This window comes from Legionella israelensis (assembly GCF_004571175.1).
GTDB classification, from domain to species: Bacteria; Pseudomonadota; Gammaproteobacteria; order Legionellales; family Legionellaceae; genus Legionella_D; species Legionella_D israelensis.
This window is the reverse complement of record NZ_CP038273.1, coordinates 1646441-1665473: the sequence shown is the minus strand read 5'-3', so window position 1 is coordinate 1665473 and position 19033 is coordinate 1646441. Positions and strand designations below refer to the sequence as shown.

Sequence of the window (19033 nt, the reverse complement as noted above, 5' to 3'; positions counted from 1 at the left end):
GATGATATATAATCCATTGATTTTCTTCTAACTGAAATCCATGACCACGGTATTTTTTAGATTAAAATCAAGTTACGCAGCTTCATCTTTTTTGCCTCTTTGGACGCATTTTGCAATTTCAAATGCTCATTTACTCTATGTAAACTGCGCTGTTAAATTCCAAAATGCGTCCAAATGTTCTAAAAATACAGCTATGTAAGATGAGTTAAAAATTGAGTAAATTGCAGAGGAAAACACAGTTTACAGGCAAGCGAGGTTCATTCAATTTGTTTCACGTGAAACATTTACTTTTTATTTTTCCTGACTCCATGTAAAAAGAGGAACATTTTGTGTTTAAACGCCCTTTAACTGAACTCAGCGAATCGATGGAGGTTAATATGACTTGTGCATCTAATGAAATCAGATAATCTATTATACCTTGTTGATGCTGCACGTCTAATTCAGCAGAAAAATCATCAAACAGATATAAACAGGATTTATTAATCAATTCAGCTTGAGACAATTTAAGAGCAATTAAGATCATTTTTTGCTGTCCTCTGGACAGAACCTGTTTTGCCGTATGTTCATTTATTTCAAAATAAATTTCCGCTTGATGTGCCCCATATTGGGTATACAAGCGTTGTTTATCACTGATAAAGTTTTTCTCTAACACCGTTTGCAAATCTGTCCCAGCTTCTTTTTTATCCCAGCCTTTATAATATCTGATCTCACAATGCACATTGGTTAAGCAGGACAAAACATCTATAAATCTGGCCTGCCATTTTTCAAAAAAGGATAAACGTCTGCTATGAAGCTGTTCAGCAAGCTCAGATAATTGTTTATCCCAAACCATAAAATCGCGATAGGAAGTGCTTGATTGCTTCAATAAAGCATTACGTTGTTTTAACACACGTTTATATTGATTCAGCAAATGAAGATAACTTTGTTTCACGTGAAACAGTCCCCAATCCAGTAAACGGCGACGAATAGATGGACCCGTGTCTATAATTTGAAAAATATCCTGATAAAAAACCTGGATAGGCAAGACATAGGCCAATTGGCTGCTTGAAGAGCAATAAGTATTATTAAATTTAACTAAAGTGGGCTTGGACAAGTTTTTCTGCACACTGATGGTATCGTTTTGAGTGGAGCGTGCAAATACTGTCAATGATTGTTCACCATAACGAATGATGGAAGAAATATCCTTGGAGCGAAAGGAATGCCCTGTTCCCAAGGTATATAATGCTTCAAGAAAGCTTGTCTTACCACTTCCATTGATTCCCTCTATAAAATTAATTTTTGGGTTTAAATGCATTCGCTGAGAGGAAATATTTCGCAAATTATGAATATGCAGCTCTGCAAGAATCATATTTTCATGGGCATTAGGATATATTGATAATGTTCATTATCAACAGACTCAATAAGAATACTGCTTTCAGTTGACAACATGGACAAACGAATTTGTCCTTCACCAAAATGATTCAATACGTCAAGAACATAACTGGCATTAAAACCAATCTTAATTTCATCTCCCTCGGTAAAGGCTTCCAGAGACTCAACAGCTTCTTCCTGCTCCTGGTTATTGGCAATTAAAGTTAACAATGAAGGTTGTAAATGAAGCATGACGGCTTTTGATTTTTCATGAGCAAGAATTACGATGCGAGACAAGGCTTTTTTAAAGCTCACACAATCAAGAACGATGCATTTGTCGTTGTTTTTAGGTACAGCTTTATTGTATGGAGGAAAACGGGCATCAATAAGCTTGGTTACAAAGGTAAATTGTTCAGTTTCAACACTAAAATGAGATTTTCCAGCAGAAATGGAAATACTTTCATCCGGGATAGAATGAAGCAAGCGCAGAAGCTCCTGAACCCCCTTGCGAGGGAGCAAAAAACGTTGATAGCTGTTATTTTCACAAATATATCTATTAATGGCCATTCGATGGCCGTCAGTGGCTACAGCGGAAATCATTTTTGCTTCAAATTCCAATAACAAGCCATTTAAAAAGATCCTGACATCCTGTTGAGACATGGCAAAATGGGTAGATTGTAATAATTGAAGCATGTTCTGCCGAGGAAGCGATAACTTTATGTCATTACACTCGTTTTCATTGGCAGGATAGTTGTCGGCAGGCAAAGTCGTCAGACGAAAACTACTACGACCTTCTTTAATGGTTAAAATATTATTATGTAAAGATAATATTGGTGTAGCATGCTCATCTAAAGAACGGATGATATCAATGAATTTTTTTGCCGGCACAGTAATGGTGCCGGAAGTTTGAGTAGATTCACAACAAACAGCGGCGCATATTTCAATTTCAAGATCGGTCGCTGTGATAAAAAGTTGCTTATCTTTAAGCTTCAGTAAAAAATGAGTCAATATGGTGAGGGATTGCTTTTTATCAACGGCACCTGCAACGGTCAAAAGTGGAGCAAGAAGATCAGCTTTTTTTATTGACAACTCAAACACGATTCTTTCTCACTAAGATGATAGTATTCTCATTAAATTTTTATAATCTTCTGCAAAATCATTTTCATCTTGAACCAGTTCCTTGACTTTACGACAGGCATGAATCACTGTCGTGTGATCCCTTCCACCAAAATGATCACCAATCTCAGGCAGGCTGTGATTGGTTAATTCTTTTGCCAGAGCCATTGCCATTTGTCTTGGTCTGGCAATGGAACGACTGCGTCGTTTGGATAAAATATCTGCGACTTTGACTTTATAATATTCTGCAACGGTTTTTTGAATATTTTCAATGGTCACTAATTTATCTTGAAGCGCCAGTAAATCCCGTAAGGCTTCATGGACAAATTCAATGGTAATAAGTTTACCTGTAAAATGAGCATTGGCAATCACCCTTCTTAATGCCCCTTCAAGCTCCCGCACATTAGACCTTATCCGTTTCGCTATAAAAAAAGCCACTTCATAAGGGAGCTCAATTCCTGATTGTTCTGCTTTGGAAATAAGAATGGCCACTCTCGTTTCCAGTTCAGGAGGTTCTACAGCAACCGTCAATCCCCAACCAAAACGTGATTTCAAGCGTTCTTCCATTCCCTCAATTTCTTTGGGATAGCGATCACTGGTTAATATAATTTGCTGCTGTCCTTCCAGCAATGCATTGAAAGTATGGAAAAATTCTTCCTGAGAGCGATCTTTTCCGGCAAAAAACTGAATATCATCAATCAGCAAGGCATTAAGTGAACGATAATAGCGTTTGAATTCATTGATAGCATTGGTTTGTAAGGCTTTAACCATATCAGCCACGAAACGCTCCGAATGCAAATAAAGAACTTTCGCTTCAGGATTATTCTTTAAAATGGCATTGCCAATCGCATGCATTAAATGTGTCTTACCTAATCCAACCCCCCCATAAATAAACAAAGGGTTGTAAGCATCACCCGGTCGCTCGGCAACCTGCATGGAAGCAGCCCGAGCCAGCTGATTGGAGTTGCCTTCAACAAAGCTTTCAAAAACAAATTTACGATTTAAATGAGAACTCTTATAGTCAGATGCCTTTTTAATCAACGGCTTAGCGGCAGAATCAGAACTTAAAGGTTCAGTTTTATCTTTAATCGTTTCAGATATTTTTGTGCTACCAATTTCAATGGCAACGGTTTTAATATTCTCACCACTGATTTGGTAAATGATTTCCTCAATCCGGGGGAAAAAGTTTTTTTTAACCCAGTCAACAACAAATCGATTTGGTGCAAGCAGAAGTAAACGCTGCTCTTCTGTTTGAGCCTGCAGTGGGCGTAACCAGGTATTAAATTGTTGTGCAGGATACTCTTCTTGCAACAGACTCAAGCACTTCTGCCAAACATTCGCAGACACAAAAAAGCTCCTCAATAAAAAGCGGAAAATCAAAAATACTAATTCATTATTTTATAGATAATGCCACCGAAGAACACTTCCGGCAAGTCATGTTTAAAATGGATTACCCATAATCTTATAAAACATCCATTAGAACATGTCATCCATTTCAGGCAGCTTATTCGTTTAATTTGTACAAATATCAGACTGAACTTATTAAATAAGGTCGGTTATTCATCTCAGAAATGGTATGGATAACACATCCTAATGTTAAAGATAAAATCATCAATATTTTCCCAAAAGCGATCATTCCATATGAAGCAAATGTTAAATCATTGCTGATAAGAACAATAATAAAGTTCCTTTGAGATCCATTAATAATTTAAGTGGAAAATAAATCGTGGATAACTATGAAATAATATAAAGGATAACCTGCGTTTAACTCAAGCAATAAATAAGAATAAAAAAATCATTAAGAATTTAACCTTAGGATACCAAGGGATTACACACAAAATTCATTCTAAGTTAACCGCCATGAAATTCATTAAAAAAATAAAATTATCCACAAGGATAAACGACCTAATAATAAACGTGAATTCGATATAACTGGTCAAACGACAGCCACGAATGTTTTTTCAATATTCAAGGAAGGTTTCTTTGGCTTAAGTGCATAAGCTGCCAAACCAGCCAAGATATTGACCATAAAATTAAAGACAGAACGATGCCTTGAGTGTTCGATATTTGAAATATTTTTTAATTGGTCAATAACAGATTCAACAATGACTCTTTTTCTCAGCAGGACTTTGTCAAAGGCATCGAGCACTTTTTGCTTCATATTTTTTCTGACTTTGGTCAGTAGTTGCAAGCCTCTTTCAGCAAGTTTCTCGGTCAGATTTTGGGAAATATATCCCTTATCTCCAATCATTTTACCCAACAGATTTTTACTTAAATCGGGCACAACCGTTCGGTCATCTGTTCGGCTTGAGGTTATTTTAAAAGCCATTAGCTCACCTTTATCATTGGCCACCAAATGAAGTTTAAAACCAAAATACCATCCCATAGTTGATTTGGACTTCTCCGCTAACCCCTTAAATGTTTTATTCTGTTGCGCTCTTTTAACGTGGCAGACCTCAATAGGGGTTGAGTCTACGAAATAAATGCCAGTTAGAGTCTTTGATTGATTGTGGCAAAATGCCGTTAATGGCACTATACAAGATGGCATCAGCTCAGTCATTCTGCTATAGCTGACCAGTTTTGGGAAATAGGGACGTAAATCTTTCTGCAAAACATAAGAATAATAGCTTTTGAAGTTTCGATAATTGGATTGGTGGTAGTGTATCACTATCGTCATTATTTCGGACATAGACAGGCTACAGGGTTTCTTCCTGACTTTGCCTGAAATATTTATAAGTTGCTGCTCAAAGATTGGTAAAAACTTTTGACAAAAATCATCGACAATACAGAATAATTCGACTAACTTATCCATTCCAGGCCTCTTGTATCCTATTACTGTTCTTAGAAAAAACAAATAAGATCACAAAAGGTCTGGGTTTTCAATATATTTTCTCTTTGCAGGATAATCCTTAAACAGTTACATCGAATTCACGTTAATAATAAATAAAATATAAATTAATAAGTTTATATTTATGATAAGCGAATGATAATGCCATGGGTAACCTACATATTTAATTTTAGAGATTGAAATATAAATATGCATAGCTGAAATCTTTTATGATTGAGCAAAATCAAAGCGAGAGTTAAGTTTGCTGAGCCTTTCTTATTCACAACAAGGATGGATAAATCGTGAATAAGCTAAATAAATCATTGCTTGGAATAAGCCTAGGAACATTATCCACAATAACTAAGACAAAACATACAGTACTTGTTGACAACTTTGTTTTTAATATAAGTAATTGATAATTATTAAAAAAAACAACTTATCCCATTAAGTTTCATTGCTTATAATAAACATAAAGTTATTTAATTTATTTTATTATAATTACAGCACGAAGAACTTGAAAAACATCCGTTTTCCAGGAAGCCATTTGTATGTTTCTATTTGACAGCTTTAACAAAGTTAACTATCATTCCCTGCTTCTAAAATTTTTTACAGGTTTATCATGAAACGTACTTTTCAACCCAGTAATTTGAAACGCAAACGCGATCATGGATTTCGTCAGCGCATGTCTACTCGCGGCGGCCGCTTGGTTTTAAAGCGTCGACGAGCAAAAGGACGAAAGCGTCTGTCAGCCTAAGTGTACGAATTTAAAAAATCCGACCGGTTGTTAAAAAAATCGCAATACGATTATGTTTTTGCAAATGCAAAAAAAATAGTGACCTCAAATTTTATTGTTCTTTACAGAGAAAATACAATTGGTCATGCAAGGCTGGGACTCGCCTTATCTAAAAAAGCGGTCCCGAAAGCGCATGACAGGAACAGAATTAAACGATTGTTAAGAGAAGCTTTTCGCAAGACAGATTTACCGGCAGTAGATATGATTTTTTTAGCGAAGCCTAGGGTTTCCAAAGTTAGCAACTCAGAGGTTCTGAGCAATTTAGGTAAGATATGGCCTCAATTAATACAATGTTAAGACGAGTTATTTGCTTGCCCATTCGATTATACCGTTATTTTTTCAGTCCTTTCGTTGCAGCCAGCTGTCGTTTCTACCCCAGTTGTTCGGAATATGCATTAACTGCTATTCAGAGGTATGGCGTACTTCGAGGCGGATGGAAAACCATTCAACGTCTGGCAAGATGTCATCCCTGGTCAAAAGGCGGTTACGATCCTGTTTTACCCAATGATGAGAGTTATTAATGGATATACGACGCGTTATTTTATATGCTGCACTAGCCATTACCGTGTATTCACTATGGAATGCCTGGCAAATAGATTATCCTAAGGCTCCAACCCCTGAAGTAAAGCCTGAAGTGAATATCAGTTCTGATGGTCATCTGCTGCCGCAGGAAACCACTGGCGAACATCAGCATCTTCTTTCTGATGTTCCTGTGAAAACGTCTGAAAAAAGTACAGAGGAGATGAGTGGGAGACAGGTGGTTTCAGTTGAAACAGATGTACTGAATTTAAAAATAAACCTGACTCACGGTGATATTGTCTTTGCTCAGCTGTTGGATTATCCGGTCAGTGTTGAGGAGAAAGACAAGCCCATTACTTTATTAAAAGACAAGGCGCAAGAACGTTATGTGGCGAATAGCGGGCTTCTGGTTTCTCAAAACCAGACGATTAAAACGGTTAAAATTAACTATAATACGGCTAAAGAGGAATATCGCCTGTCTCCGGGACAAAAACAACTGACCGTGATCTTGCAGGGAACAACTGAGAATGGATTGCAGGTTAAAAAGGAATTTATCTTAACTCGTGGCAGTTATCTCATAAAAGTCAGATACACTATCGCTAATGAGGGTGAGGAAACATGGAAAGGATACATGAACACTCAGCTTCTGAGAAGCTCACCTAAAGAAGATAAATCAAGTATTTTTCATATCGGTTCATACACAGGAGCCTCTTACTCCAACCCAGGGGAACAGAGATACCAGAAGGTCAGTTTCAGTGAAATGAGCAAAAAGAATCTGAATGTGGATGCTAAAGGCGGTTGGATTGCCATGCAGCAACATTATTTTCTCAGTGCCTGGGTCCCTGAGCCTAATCAGAAAAATAAATTTTATACACGCTCTGTGGATGATGACTATACCATTGGTGCCGTAACTCAACCGATTTCTGTTAAGCCTGGTGATGAGAAGGAAATTGCCTCGAGGCTCTATATTGGACCGGAAATTACCAGTGTATTAAATCAAATATCACCTACCCTGGATATGACCGTGGATTATGGCATTTTATGGTTTCTCTCATCGATATTATTTTCATTAATGAAAATGATTTATAACCTAGTGGGTAACTGGGGATGGTCCATTGTTCTTGTGACGGTTTTAATTAAACTGGCTTTTTATCGCCTGTCTGCCACGAGTTATCGTTCAATGGCCGGTATGCGTAAGTTGCAACCTAAACTTCAGTCCATTCGTGAGCGTTATGGTGATGATAAGGCTAAAATCAGCCAGGCTACCATGGAACTCTATCGCCAGGAGAAGGTGAATCCCTTGGGTGGATGTTTGCCTATTCTTATTCAAATACCTGTTTTCATTGCTCTATACTGGGTATTACTGGAAAGTGTGGAACTGCGCCAGGCACCTTTCATTTTATGGATAAATGATTTAGCAAGCCCTGATCCTTATCATGTCTTACCGATTATCATGGGCGCGACCATGCTTATTCAGCAAAAGCTTAATCCTGCACCGCCAGATCCCATGCAAGCAAAGGTCATGATGTTCCTGCCTATTCTTTTTACGGCATTGTTCTGGAATTTTCCTTCGGGTCTGGTGCTGTACTGGATCGTGAATAATACCTTATCCATTCTGCAGCAGTGGTACATTACCCGTAAATACAGCGATGACAAGCCACGGAAGAAGAAGCTGGTCGCTGCCAATAAATGATGGAAACGACCATTGTTGCAGTTGCTACACCGCCAGGGCGCGGTGGTGTGAGCATCCTTCGAATCTCCGGGCCTCAGGCGTTGGCTATCGCTGGTCAGATCTGTCAATTGAATAACATCCAACCAAGAACGGCTTATTTTACCGGTTTTTATCAACAGAACAGGCAGTTGATTGATCAAGGCATCGCTCTTTATTTTAAAGCCCCCCATTCTTTTACAGGTGAAGATGTTATTGAATTGCAGGCTCATGGTTCTCCTGTCATTATGGATATGTTGCTTAAGGAGTGTGTTCAGTTAGGCGCAGAATTGGCAAAGCCTGGTGAATTTTCCGAGCGTGCTTTTTTAAACGATAAAATGGATTTATCACAAGCCGAAGCCATTGCCGATTTGATTCATGCCAGCTCCGAAACAGCGGCAAGAATGGCACTGCGTTCCCTACAAGGTGATTTTTCCAAAAAAATTCATGCCTTAAATGAACAGCTTGTTCATCTTAGAATGTATGTAGAAGCCGCCATTGACTTTCCTGAAGAGGAAATTGATTTTTTAAACGATGGTAGAATCTCTTTAATGCTAGAGACTGTTTTAACTGAGCTGCAATCCATACGTGCCCAGGCACATCAAGGGACTCTTCTTAGAGAAGGTTTATCGGTCGTGATAGCCGGCCGCCCCAATGCAGGTAAATCGACCTTGATTAATCATCTTGCAGGAAAAGAGGTGGCGATTGTTACCGATGTGGCTGGTACCACTCGTGATGTGATGCGCGAGCACATTTTACTTGATGATATTCCCATACATATCATTGACACAGCCGGTATCCATGACAGTGCGGATCAAGTGGAAAAAGAAGGTATTCGGCGTGCCTGGCAGGAAGTCTCACGTGCCGATTGCGTTTTGCTGGTGATTGATCTTGCAGCTGATGAACCCTATGCCTTATTGACTAAAGAGGTAAAAGCAGCTTTACCTGAACATGTTCCTGTCATTACCGTTTTTAACAAAATTGATAAAATGAAACTTAATGCAAAAGTAGAAAGGAATCAGATTTATCTCAGCGCCAAATCCGGTGAAGGTTTAAATGCTTTAAAACAGAAAATAAAAGACATTGCCGGATATCAGCCAGAAGAAGGCCAGTTTTTGGCAAGGCGGCGTCACCTGCAGGCTTTGGATGAAGCTAAACAGTTGCTGATGAATGGACAAAGGCAGCTTAGTGAGCATAAGGCCGGCGAATTGCTGGCAGAAGATTTACGCCTGGCTCACCAGGCATTGGGAGAAATTACCGGAGAATTCACTTCGGATGATTTATTAGGAAAAATATTTTCCAGTTTTTGCATTGGAAAATAAAAAATTTAAAGAGTGCTGAGTTTATACTAATTTCTCCATCGTCTGATCAAATCCAATCAACCTGAAAAAAATAGAAACAAAAAGTATTGTGCTTTATTTTCTTTCATGTTAGTTTTAAATTTGACTTTATGCGCTATTTGTGGGTTTGATTATGGGAAATTATAAAGCTACTGACTTTGTAAGGCATAGATCAGAATTTTTTCAAGCCTATCGTAAACCTGTCAAGCCAGAGTTAGACAGCCATCAAGAAGATATTCATATCGATTGGGAGCAAACTGTTGAAACTTGGGCGAGCAGAAGAGATTATTCTTATTTACATAAACATCGTCATCAAATTATCCAGGAATTCAACGATCTTTATGCCAGCCTTGAAAAAAAGAAAAATGCAGGCTTAGCATTTTGGTATTATTGTATTTATTGTTCCCATCTTCTGGAAAACTATTACTTAGCCTATGGTCAAAAAGGAAAAGCAGAGGATCAAAAAAAATTAAGAGCACAAATTCTTGCTCGTCTTCATCCAAGCGAGGAGTCAGGCAGTGAAAAGGAAGGTTTCTTCCATTCTTTGCGCAAGCAATTTACTTCTGGTTTCCGTGATTTAGTGAGCACCCCGGTTCATGCTTCCAAAATAAGAGACAAGGCCGGAGAGGCGAACATTTGGAGGATATACTGGGTTTTTTGCCGTTTTATGCTTAAAACCGGTTTAACCATGAGTCGTGATGCCCAGTTACTGGATAAACTCGATGAACTTTTAGGCTCTCACACCGATCTTGACGGTATCTTTGCTGCATTTGATAAACCGGCGATGGTATTAAATGTCTTAAGTGTCGGGTTTTTTGCCGCCCGCTTTATGATCAACGCGGCTCAAATTGTCAAACATACTTTTTTCCCTTCAAAAGAAGAAAAAAAAACCAGTGCATGGAGACGTTTTAAGGCCGAACTGGATAAAAGACATGCCGATATGGTAAACCATGGGGTTTGGGCTGCGGTAAATTTTGTAACCAATTTCAATACCCTTTGTCATATCTCAGCACCTGTGGCAGGTTGGATCACAGCCGGCTTTCTAGTGTTTGATATTGCCACCTTACTTTATGTTCGAGAACGTGCCAAAAAACAATATTTACAGAAACGTGCTGATTATAATCATTTAATTAAAGATTATAATGTTAAAATTATAGAGCTTGAGAACATCGATAAAGAGACTTTGAGTAAAGAAGAGCTAAAAAGAACACTTGATTCACTCAATTACTATCATTCACAAAAAAAGATGCTGGAACAGCAAATTGAAGCGTTGGACATCAGCTGGAAAACAAAAAGTGCCACTTTACATTTCTTGGCTGTGGCAACGGTCCTTTTAGCGACAGGATTTGCCTTATCGATGCTGCTCAGTCCACCGGCTGCGGTCCTTGCCTGTTATTTTGTATGCATAGTGGGTATTGCCATGTACCTTTCGGAAAAATCTTATTCCGCTTATAAGGAAAAAAGCCTTGCTCTGGAATATGCTAAAAAACGAGGCGATCCGGAGATCAAAGAACTGGAAAAAGCCTGTAAGGCTGCAAGAAATGAGTTTATCTTCTCCTTGGTGAAAAATACCGTTGTACCTTCTTTACTGATTGCCACTTATGCCGTTTGCTGGCCTGCTGCTGTGGCATTGACGGTCTTATTTGTCGGCTATGAACTCTTTCAGGCTTATCGAAGGCATCGTCAGTCACAAAATAAAGCCATGGAAAAGCCTCTTTTAGAGGATACTGATAATAAAATGCTGGAAAACAGCGAAAAAGGAAAGGAAATAGAGGATGAAGACTTGGATAATCAATGGCGAGTTGTGTAGGCATAAAGAATGAATGTTATTTTGCGAAAAATAAATCCATTCTGATAGATGCTATTTTAAAATGGTTTTATATTGATCATTATTTGTCAGGCCATTATAATCTGCACCTTCTTAAAAAATAGAGATGCAGAACCATGAAATTAGAACGCATGATTGAATTAATTGAAAAGAATGGATTTGAGGAAGTAATAAAAAGTAAAAAAGGAATGGGTATATTTGAAGGCAGAGAGGTTCTTCATTTTCAAAAAAACTCAAGCCGATACCTTTCACCGGAAGTCATACAGCTAGGTGTATCTCCAGCAGATAAAGAGGATGTCCTTCCTGTTTTCACAAAGAATGTGTCGCAAAAACTGCGTGACGATATATATAACCTCATGAAAAATCCAAGTGCAGAACTGGAGCATTCCGCTTTAAACCCTGCTTGTTTATAAAAAGACCTAACAACCCCGGCTTATTATTCACTGTGCTGCGTAACATGAGTTATCCAACAAATATCCTTGTGGAATAATAAGCCCAATTTTACGCTTGCATTTTCAAGGCTGTTTTATAGATCTCATTTTTATTGACTAGTGTAATTTGGCTGGTGAGGTCAACGGCTTTTCTAAGCGGTAACTCGTTCATTAAACGTCGTAAGATCGTTTCATATTCCCTGGCTTTCTCTTCCCGGGGAGCGATGATGATGACAAATTCACCTTTTTGATGAGCTGGATCAGCTTCTAACCAGCAAAGGATATCTTTACTTTGACCATCCACAAACCGCTCATGGGTTTTAGTTAATTCTTTAGCCAATACCATTTCACAATTTTCACCAAACACCTCGCCCATGTCTTTGACAGAAGCTTTGATCCGATGGCTGGACTCATAAAATATCAGGGTGTGGTTGATGGAACTTAACTGTTTAAGTTTTTCTATCCTTGCTGTCTGCTTTGCCGGCAAGAAACCGGTGAAGGTAAAGCTGTCACAAGGAATGCCTGCAGCAGATAAGGCGCTAATCAAAGCACAAGGACCAGGTATAGGTGTAACCAGGATATGGTGTTTTTTTGCCAATCTAACCAAAGGAAACCCTGGGTCGGAAATTAAGGGAGTTCCGGCATCGCTGATAAGGGCAGCGGACTGGCCTTTTTCCAGTGAAATTAAAAGTTGCTGGCTTTTCTGTGTTTCATTAAAAGCGTGCAACGAGGTTAATGGTTTTTTGATGCCGAAATGTTGGAGCAGTGTTTGTGAATGGCGGGTATCTTCGGCAATAATAAAATCCACCGACTTTAAAACGCTTAATGCACGCAGGCTGATGTCATCAAGATTGCCAATCGGTGTTGCAACAATGTAGAGCGAACCTGAATTTATTGATTGAAGGTTTGTCATGGTTTATCCTCTTTCGTTGTTGCCTTAGTGAGCGTGCCTTCATGTTAACTGATTTTTTCAATTATCGTTTTTTGCTTTTATTATTTTTGTTTGCCCTTTGTCAATGTACAAAGGTTTCGGAAAGCCATTTGCAGGTGAACCAACAGTTAGCTTCACCGTATACCTTATCGGCGGTAACTTACCTGGATATGGCCAACCAACAGGAAGGTAACGATAAACAAAGCAGTTTAATCATGGCTGCCGGTCGCATGATCCATGATGGTCATTGGCGTAAGGGCCTGGATATTTTAACACAAACATCTTCCTTAACGATGGAGCAGACTAACGAAAAATATCTTTTGCAGGCAAAGGTGGATCTAATGCGTGAACGCCCGCAGGCAGCGATTCTTAAATTAGCCAGCATTCACAAACATCATCAACTTCCTCTATATCACCAAATTCAATACCATGAAATGCTTGCTCAAGCTTATCAGTCCTCAGGTAAGGAAATTGAATCAGTCAGCGAACGCATCAAGCTGGAACGTTTGCTGCCAGATGAAGCGAGTCGCGAAAATAATCGCAGAGCTTTATGGTTATCACTGAGCAGATTACCGATTGGTGAATTAAATGCGCTTGCTGCGGAAACCGTTGAGGATAATGAGCTTCAAGGATGGATACAGCTTGCTGTTATACCGCGACAATACAAGGATGATTCTGCATCGATGATGCGTGTTGTGCAGGAATGGCTGGAAGAACATCCCCAACATCCTGCCCATCAGATATTACCCGGTTCATTAAGCCAGCTCGCTCGCAGAATGTATACAAAACCCAAACAGGTGGCTTTATTGCTACCTCTGAGTAGCACTTTAGCAGGTCCTGGTAAAGCGGTAAATGATGGTTTTATGGCTGCTCGTAAAGCCAGTGATGATCCGATGAATGTTCGGCTATATGACACAGACAAAGCGCCGGTAGACCAAATTTATCAGCAAGCCTTAATGGAAGGTGCAGATTATGTGGTTGGGCCTTTAAGCAAATCAGACGTGGCCATCATTGCCGCTTTGAATCATCCAGTTCCCACTTTGTTGTTAAATGATCCGGATTCTTTTGTTAAGGAAAATGCTTATGTTTTTGGTTTATCACCTGTTAATGAGGCAAAACAGGTAGCTGCCAAAGCACGTCAGAACGGCAATACACAAGCTTTGATCATCTCACCATCCGGTCATTGGGGTAAGGAGGTTACCTCAGCTTTTACCCGTCAATGGGAAATGAATGGCGGGCGGATTGCTGATACCTTGTATTATGAGCAAAACGAGGATATGAACATTCCCATTCGCAATTTTTTACAGATTACTCAAAGCCAGGCACGTGGAAAGCAGTTAAAAAAATTATTCGGCAAGCGTTTGGAAATCGTTCCAAGACGCAGACAGGATTTTGATATGATTTTCCTGCTGGCTTATCCTGGAAAAGCCCGTCAAATTGTGCCTTTGCTTAAATATTACTATGCGGGTGATGTGCCTATATATGCTACTTCAAGTGTCTTTGCCGGTACTGCGGATACCATGAAAGATCGTGATTTAAACGGTGTGATTTTCTGTGATATGCCCTGGGTGTTTACACATCAGGCAGGACACAGAAACTGGCCTGAACAATTGAACAGTTATAATCGGCTCTATGCTTTGGGGATGGACAGTTATGCTTTGGCAACTCAGTTAAATCAGCTCATGCTCTTTCCGACAATGGGAGCCAGTGATAGCAGTGGTATATTGTATTTAAAAGGACCGCAACAGATTGCACGTATTCTTGAATGGGGGCAAATCAGACAAGGTTTAGCTGTGCCCTTGGAAAAAACAGCTTAAGGGAATTTACCTGGTGAAGAAAAACATAATAGCAAATACTAAAAAAGAAGGTGAAAGGGCAGAACGTCTGGCAGAACATTTTTTAACCACTAAAGGGCTCAGAAAGCTTGCACGCAATTACAGCTGTCGATTTGGGGAAATTGATCTGATTATGCAAGATGGAGACTCTATTGTATTTATTGAAGTCAGAGCCAGGAAGTCTTGTCAATATGGTGGGGCCATTGCGAGCATTACCTATGGCAAACAACAGAAAATTATCCATGCTGCCCGCCATTTTTTAATGGTAAAAAACATAGCTGAAAAGTATCCTTTACGTTTTGATGTCGTCAGTTTTGATGGCGAGCCACCGAAATTAAACTGGATTAAGGACGCATTTTCTGTGAATTAAATAACTGACTCGCAGCTTCGTCTTTTTTGCATTTTTGGACGCATTTTGAAATTTTAAATGCTCATTTACTCCATGTAAACTGCGCTTTAAAATTTCAAAATGCGTCCAAATCTTCTAAAAAATACTGTGCTGCGTAACATGAGTAACTGAGTAATGAAATAGATCGAAATGAGAGGTAAACAGTGAATATGGGGCAAACGGTAGAACGGGTTAAACATCTTTTTGGTGTCAGTATTGAAACAAAAATACTTGCGGCTGATCATTTGTCTGAATCCATTGGCAAGGCCGCTCAGAGACTGATTGATTGTCTTTTGAATGATGGTAAAATTTTAATTTGTGGTCATGGCGGTTCTACTGCAAACTGCATGCATTTTTCTGCTTCCATGCTGAATCATTTTGAAGTGGAGCGTCCTTCATTACCCGTGATTAATTTATGCTCTGAGTTATCGTCTTTGACTTCTTTTGCCAATGATAATAAATATGAGCAGGTTTTTGCCCGACAAATTCTTGCTTTTGGCCAGGAAAGCGACGTCCTTTTAATTTTAACGACCTCGGGTAATTCCAACACCATGCTCAACGCTCTTCATGCCGCTGATGAAAGAGGCATGGATACCATAGCTATGAGTGGTCGGGATGGTGGAGTCCTCGCCAATCATCTTGGACCGGAAGATATTGAATTACGTGTCAGTGCTGATAATCCGGCGAGAATTCGAGAAGTGCATTTATTTATATTGCATTGTTTTTGTAATCTTATCGATCAGGCATTGTTTGGTCAGGTATCAGGATAAACCGTGAAAATAAAACATTTGCTCTTGCTCTTTACCTGTGTGTTGCTCACAGGTTGCCTTGTTGCTGTCGTTGCCGGAGCAGCTGCCGGCATGATTGTCTACGATAGACGGGATGTTTCAACAATTGAACAGGACGCTCGTATTTTTCACCAAACGCGCACGGATATTGTAAAAGATCCGCAATTCGCCGACTCAAGGATACTGGTGACCAGTTTTAATCGCGTGGTTTTGCTCGTTGGGCAAACCCCTTCCGCCTCATTGCGCGTTAAGGCTGAAAAAATTGCCCGAAATGCACCGGATGTTTATCGTGTATATAATGAGATCAGCATCAATGAACCAGTTCCCTACTCTCAACGTACACTCGATAGTTGGATTACAGGTCAGATACGAAGCCAGATGCTGGTTAAAAAAGGATTGCGTTCGGGTTCAATTCGTATTGTAACGGAAAATGGAGTGGTTTATCTGATGGGCATCGTAACGCCACAACAGGCGAATCTTGCCGTTGACGTGGCCAGGCGCGTGGAAGGAGTTCGCAAGGTTGTTAAAATTTTCCAATATATTCGTTAATGCCTCGCCCTTTTACAGAAAGAGGTACTAGACACCTATGTATAAATATGGATGTTTTATTACCATGGTCATGGTTTGTGGAGTTTTAAATGGCTGTTTAGGCACTGTGTGGACCGGTGCCAACCTTATTTATGATCGACATAATATTTATAAAAAATTCAATGACTATCATTTGAGCACCAAAGTGAATCGTGCGCTTTTTCATGACAAGGCGTTCAAATCATCTGTCTGTTCTGTTGATGTGGCCGTCTTTAATGGTGATGTGTTACTGGCTGGACATGTTCCTACACAGAAGCTGCGTGAGGAAGCCCAGTTACGTGTTGAGCAGATCGGAGGATATCGACGCTTTTTTAATTTGCTCAGACTGGCCGACAGCTTACCTCAACGTGCCTATGACAGCTGGATAACGGCTAAAATCCGCAGTCAGATTATAGCCGACAGCGAGATTAATCCAAATGCATTTAAAATTGTGACTGCCGATGCGGTTGTCTTTATCATGGGGGATGTCAGGCCAAATCAGGCCCAAAAAGTAACCACTATTGCAAGACATACTTCCGGTGTCAAGAAGGTTGTAAGAATATTGAAATATTATACATACCAGGATAAGTTGGTGGCCTGATGAGCATCAGGCCGTTTTTCATCCGTCCGGACCAGGAAGTGGCTAACCTGGAGGATTAATTAATCTTATCAGTGGAAATGGCCTTTATCCAGTCGTTTTCGGATTTTTCGCAATTTATATTTTTTTAATAAACCAGTTGAGTTTGAAGAAGGAGCCATTTCATTCATATTCCTTGTACTATTGCAAGGATGGGAGGGATAATGTTTTCGATAAGGATGATGGCTTTTATCATGCTTGTGTTGATACCCATCTCCATAACGATGAAGCATTTTTTCTCGCAGACTTGCAACGGTTCGTTGAGCTTTTTCGGACATAAAACCTTCCTTATTTCGTAATTAATGGCAAATTAATATTTAATATGTGCAATTTATATTCTTTTTTAGTAATTATAGTTGGTTAAATAATATTCTGCCGTTGCTAATTGATAAGGATTAACTTATAATTCGCGCGTTAGAAATTAGGTGCAATGTGAGAAAACAATATCGTGCACAGATCGTAGTACGTGTATTTTTAATCCAAGCAGTACTTACTTTGATCATGGCTGCGATATGGTTTGTAACTGATGGATTGAATGCGGCCTACTCCTCAATGCTGGGCGGCTTGGTTTGTATTATTCCAAATGTCATCTTTGCGGGTCAGGCATTCAAGTATCAGGGGGCACGTGCAGCGAAAAAGATCGTTCATAGTTTCTATAAAGCTGAGGCACTAAAAATAGCAATGTCTATTGTTTTGTTTGCCACAGTGTTTATAATGTGCGATATCAAACCGTTAGCGTTTTTTATCACCTATATATTGGTGCAAATGTCACATTGGTTTGCGCCTTGGGTTGTCATTAACAAATACAATAGGCCAGAAAGTGACTGAAATGGTATCAAGCACAAATTATATTAAACATCACTTAACCTATCTGACATTCGATTTGAAGAATATGCAGCTGGGTGGTAATGGTGGATTCTGGACCCTTAATCTGGATACCCTCTTTTTTTCCTTTGTTCTGGGACTAATTGTCATTTTCTTAATGTATGCCGGTGCGCGCAGAGTATCTACCGGAGTTCCTGGTAAGTTACAGAATTTCGCTGAGTTGATGCTTGAGTTTGCTGATGGTCAGGTAAAGGATTGTTTTCATGGGCGTAACAAGTTAATAGGCCCGCTTGCGCTCACTATATTTATGTGGGTCTTTTTGATGAATTTTATGGATATCGTTCCTGTCGATTTATTATCTGATATCGCACAATTGATGGGATTGCATTATTTGAAAGTCGTACCTACAAACGATTTAAATCTGACATTTGCACTATCTTTGTCTGTTTTTTTACTTATTATCTTCTACAGTATAAAAATTAAAGGGATGAAAGGCTTTGTTAAAGAATTAACATTACAACCTTTTAATAACCCACTTTTTATACCTTTTAACCTTCTTCTTGAGCTTGTGGGCTTAATTGCAAAACCCATATCATTGGCTTTGCGTCTTTTTGGTAATTTATATGCTGGCGAATTGATATTTATTTTGATAGCCTTACTTACTTTAAACGCTGCATCTTCCTCACTGGTAGCGAATTTGACCTTAGGTACAGCTCAGTTTTTATTGGCTTTGGCTTGGTCAATCTTTCATATTCTGGTGATCACGTTACAGGCGTTTATTTTCATGGTGTTGACAATAGTTTATCTTAGTTTGGCCCACGAAGAGCATTAATAAAATTTCATTTTTATCATTTGTCCATAAAGGGGATATATATGCAAGCTGCAAATTTAATAGCACAAGTACAAGGTATGACCGTTATAGCGGTTGCTTTATTGATTGGATTAGGCGCATTGGGAACAGCCATTGGCTTTGGATTGCTTGGCGGTAAGTTTCTTGAAGGTTCCGCCCGTCAGCCCGAAATGGTACCCATGCTGCAGGTAAAAATGTTTATTGTTGCCGGCTTATTGGATGCCGTGACCATGATTGGTGTGGGTATTGCCTTGTTCTTTACCTTTGCAAATCCATTTTTAACAAATCTGGGTTCTTGAT

At 39.3% G+C, this 19033-nt stretch carries 21 protein-coding genes; 15 read left to right on the top strand and 6 right to left on the bottom strand.

What is annotated here, in order from left to right; all coding sequences use genetic code 11:
- Positions 1-271: 271 nt before the first annotated feature.
- The 4 genes from recF to E4T55_RS07420 all read right to left on the bottom strand — a co-directional run bounded on the left by recF (position 272) and on the right by E4T55_RS07420 (position 5278).
- Entirely contained in the window at positions 272-1348 is a 1077-nt protein-coding gene (recF, locus tag E4T55_RS07435) for a DNA replication/repair protein RecF (protein ID WP_058501019.1), read from the bottom strand.
- On the bottom strand, positions 1345-2448 hold the full coding sequence (gene dnaN / locus E4T55_RS07430) for a DNA polymerase III subunit beta (RefSeq protein WP_058501018.1): 1104 nt from the start codon (positions 2446-2448) through the stop codon (positions 1345-1347). Before dnaN ends, recF begins: the two co-directional genes overlap by 4 nt.
- Positions 2449-2460: 12 nt before the next feature.
- Positions 2461-3813: a chromosomal replication initiator protein DnaA gene (gene dnaA, locus E4T55_RS07425; protein ID WP_058501017.1), complete on the bottom strand. Its 1353-nt coding sequence runs from the start codon at positions 3811-3813 to the stop codon at positions 2461-2463.
- A gap of 589 nt (positions 3814-4402) precedes the next feature.
- Positions 4403-5278, bottom strand: a complete 876-nt coding sequence (locus E4T55_RS07420) for an IS982 family transposase (protein WP_135121922.1) — start codon at positions 5276-5278, stop codon at positions 4403-4405.
- 634 nt (positions 5279-5912) lie between these two features.
- On the opposite strand from E4T55_RS07420, the gene rpmH reads away from it, so the two are divergent.
- The 7 genes from rpmH (at position 5913) to E4T55_RS07385 (ending at position 11894) form a co-directional block, all read left to right on the top strand.
- Positions 5913-6047 (top strand): 50S ribosomal protein L34, encoded by a 135-nt coding sequence (rpmH, locus tag E4T55_RS07415; protein WP_028372496.1) that lies wholly within the window; start codon positions 5913-5915, stop codon positions 6045-6047.
- Complete coding sequence (gene rnpA / locus E4T55_RS07410; protein WP_058503085.1) at positions 6048-6383, top strand: ribonuclease P protein component; 336 nt, start codon at positions 6048-6050, stop codon at positions 6381-6383.
- Positions 6359-6607: a membrane protein insertion efficiency factor YidD gene (yidD, locus tag E4T55_RS07405; protein WP_058503084.1), complete on the top strand. Its 249-nt coding sequence runs from the start codon at positions 6359-6361 to the stop codon at positions 6605-6607. Before rnpA ends, yidD begins: the two co-directional genes overlap by 25 nt.
- A complete protein-coding gene (gene yidC / locus E4T55_RS07400; protein WP_058503083.1) occupies positions 6607-8298 on the top strand; it encodes a membrane protein insertase YidC in 1692 nt (563 codons plus the stop codon). Before yidD ends, yidC begins: the two co-directional genes overlap by 1 nt.
- The gene (mnmE, locus tag E4T55_RS07395; protein WP_058503082.1) at positions 8295-9635 is read left to right on the top strand and encodes a tRNA uridine-5-carboxymethylaminomethyl(34) synthesis GTPase MnmE; all 1341 of its coding nucleotides are present in this window, start codon (positions 8295-8297) and stop codon (positions 9633-9635) included. The genes yidC and mnmE overlap by 4 nt, the downstream gene beginning before the upstream one ends.
- A gap of 151 nt (positions 9636-9786) precedes the next feature.
- Positions 9787-11463, top strand: coding sequence for a hypothetical protein (locus tag E4T55_RS07390; protein ID WP_131780735.1), 1677 nt, complete (start codon positions 9787-9789; stop codon positions 11461-11463).
- Positions 11464-11597: 134 nt separating this feature from the next.
- Positions 11598-11894 carry a hypothetical protein gene (locus E4T55_RS07385; protein ID WP_058503080.1) on the top strand — a complete coding sequence of 99 codons (297 nt, stop codon included), beginning with the start codon at positions 11598-11600 and terminating at the stop codon, positions 11892-11894.
- Positions 11895-11982: 88 nt separating this feature from the next.
- On the opposite strand, the gene rsmI is transcribed toward E4T55_RS07385, so the two are convergent.
- Positions 11983-12825 (bottom strand): 16S rRNA (cytidine(1402)-2'-O)-methyltransferase, encoded by an 843-nt coding sequence (gene rsmI, locus E4T55_RS07380; protein WP_058503079.1) that lies wholly within the window; start codon positions 12823-12825, stop codon positions 11983-11985.
- Positions 12826-12866: 41 nt separating this feature from the next.
- On the opposite strand from rsmI, the gene E4T55_RS07375 reads away from it, so the two are divergent.
- The 5 genes from E4T55_RS07375 (at position 12867) to E4T55_RS07355 (ending at position 17022) form a co-directional block, all read left to right on the top strand.
- Positions 12867-14660 (top strand): penicillin-binding protein activator, encoded by a 1794-nt coding sequence (locus tag E4T55_RS07375; RefSeq protein ID WP_058503078.1) that lies wholly within the window; start codon positions 12867-12869, stop codon positions 14658-14660.
- A 13-nt stretch (positions 14661-14673) separates the two neighbouring features.
- Positions 14674-15048: a YraN family protein gene (locus E4T55_RS07370; protein WP_223168272.1), complete on the top strand. Its 375-nt coding sequence runs from the start codon at positions 14674-14676 to the stop codon at positions 15046-15048.
- A 188-nt stretch (positions 15049-15236) separates the two neighbouring features.
- Positions 15237-15836 carry a D-sedoheptulose-7-phosphate isomerase gene (locus E4T55_RS07365; protein WP_058503077.1) on the top strand — a complete coding sequence of 200 codons (600 nt, stop codon included), beginning with the start codon at positions 15237-15239 and terminating at the stop codon, positions 15834-15836.
- 3 nt (positions 15837-15839) lie between these two features.
- The gene (locus tag E4T55_RS07360; protein WP_058503076.1) at positions 15840-16403 is read left to right on the top strand and encodes a BON domain-containing protein; all 564 of its coding nucleotides are present in this window, start codon (positions 15840-15842) and stop codon (positions 16401-16403) included.
- A gap of 37 nt (positions 16404-16440) precedes the next feature.
- Entirely contained in the window at positions 16441-17022 is a 582-nt protein-coding gene (locus E4T55_RS07355; RefSeq protein WP_065236029.1) for a BON domain-containing protein, read from the top strand.
- A 68-nt stretch (positions 17023-17090) separates the two neighbouring features.
- Here E4T55_RS07355 and E4T55_RS07350 read toward each other — a convergent pair whose 3' ends face one another.
- Positions 17091-17336, bottom strand: coding sequence for a hypothetical protein (locus E4T55_RS07350; RefSeq protein WP_058503075.1), 246 nt, complete (start codon positions 17334-17336; stop codon positions 17091-17093).
- Between the two features lie 154 nt (positions 17337-17490).
- Between E4T55_RS07350 and E4T55_RS07345 the strand changes: the two genes are divergently transcribed.
- From E4T55_RS07345 to atpE, 3 genes are read left to right on the top strand one after another with little or no spacing between them, the layout of a single operon-like run.
- Complete coding sequence (locus E4T55_RS07345) at positions 17491-17886, top strand: F0F1 ATP synthase subunit I (protein ID WP_058503074.1); 396 nt, start codon at positions 17491-17493, stop codon at positions 17884-17886.
- 1 nt (position 17887) lies between these two features.
- Positions 17888-18715, top strand: a complete 828-nt coding sequence (gene atpB, locus E4T55_RS07340) for a F0F1 ATP synthase subunit A (RefSeq protein ID WP_082636597.1) — start codon at positions 17888-17890, stop codon at positions 18713-18715.
- Between the two features lie 41 nt (positions 18716-18756).
- The gene (atpE, locus tag E4T55_RS07335; RefSeq protein ID WP_058503073.1) at positions 18757-19032 is read left to right on the top strand and encodes a F0F1 ATP synthase subunit C; all 276 of its coding nucleotides are present in this window, start codon (positions 18757-18759) and stop codon (positions 19030-19032) included.
- The last annotated feature ends 1 nt before the right edge of the window (position 19033 follow it).

Coding starts and splice junctions, on each gene's coding strand:
- atpB (WP_082636597.1), top strand. CDS start 17,888: ATGGTATCAAGCACAAATTATATTAAACATCACTTAACCTATCTGACA.
- E4T55_RS07350 (WP_058503075.1), bottom strand. CDS start 17,336: ATGTCCGAAAAAGCTCAACGAACCGTTGCAAGTCTGCGAGAAAAAATG.
- E4T55_RS07390 (WP_131780735.1), top strand. CDS start 9,787: ATGGGAAATTATAAAGCTACTGACTTTGTAAGGCATAGATCAGAATTT.
- E4T55_RS07355 (WP_065236029.1), top strand. CDS start 16,441: ATGTATAAATATGGATGTTTTATTACCATGGTCATGGTTTGTGGAGTT.
- mnmE (WP_058503082.1), top strand. CDS start 8,295: ATGATGGAAACGACCATTGTTGCAGTTGCTACACCGCCAGGGCGCGGT.
- yidC (WP_058503083.1), top strand. CDS start 6,607: ATGGATATACGACGCGTTATTTTATATGCTGCACTAGCCATTACCGTG.
- recF (WP_058501019.1), bottom strand. CDS start 1,348: ATGATTCTTGCAGAGCTGCATATTCATAATTTGCGAAATATTTCCTCT.
- E4T55_RS07365 (WP_058503077.1), top strand. CDS start 15,237: ATGGGGCAAACGGTAGAACGGGTTAAACATCTTTTTGGTGTCAGTATT.
- E4T55_RS07385 (WP_058503080.1), top strand. CDS start 11,598: ATGAAATTAGAACGCATGATTGAATTAATTGAAAAGAATGGATTTGAG.
- rpmH (WP_028372496.1), top strand. CDS start 5,913: ATGAAACGTACTTTTCAACCCAGTAATTTGAAACGCAAACGCGATCAT.
- E4T55_RS07375 (WP_058503078.1), top strand. CDS start 12,867: ATGTTAACTGATTTTTTCAATTATCGTTTTTTGCTTTTATTATTTTTG.
- yidD (WP_058503084.1), top strand. CDS start 6,359: ATGGCCTCAATTAATACAATGTTAAGACGAGTTATTTGCTTGCCCATT.
- atpE (WP_058503073.1), top strand. CDS start 18,757: ATGCAAGCTGCAAATTTAATAGCACAAGTACAAGGTATGACCGTTATA.
- rsmI (WP_058503079.1), bottom strand. CDS start 12,825: ATGACAAACCTTCAATCAATAAATTCAGGTTCGCTCTACATTGTTGCA.
- E4T55_RS07420 (WP_135121922.1), bottom strand. CDS start 5,278: ATGGATAAGTTAGTCGAATTATTCTGTATTGTCGATGATTTTTGTCAA.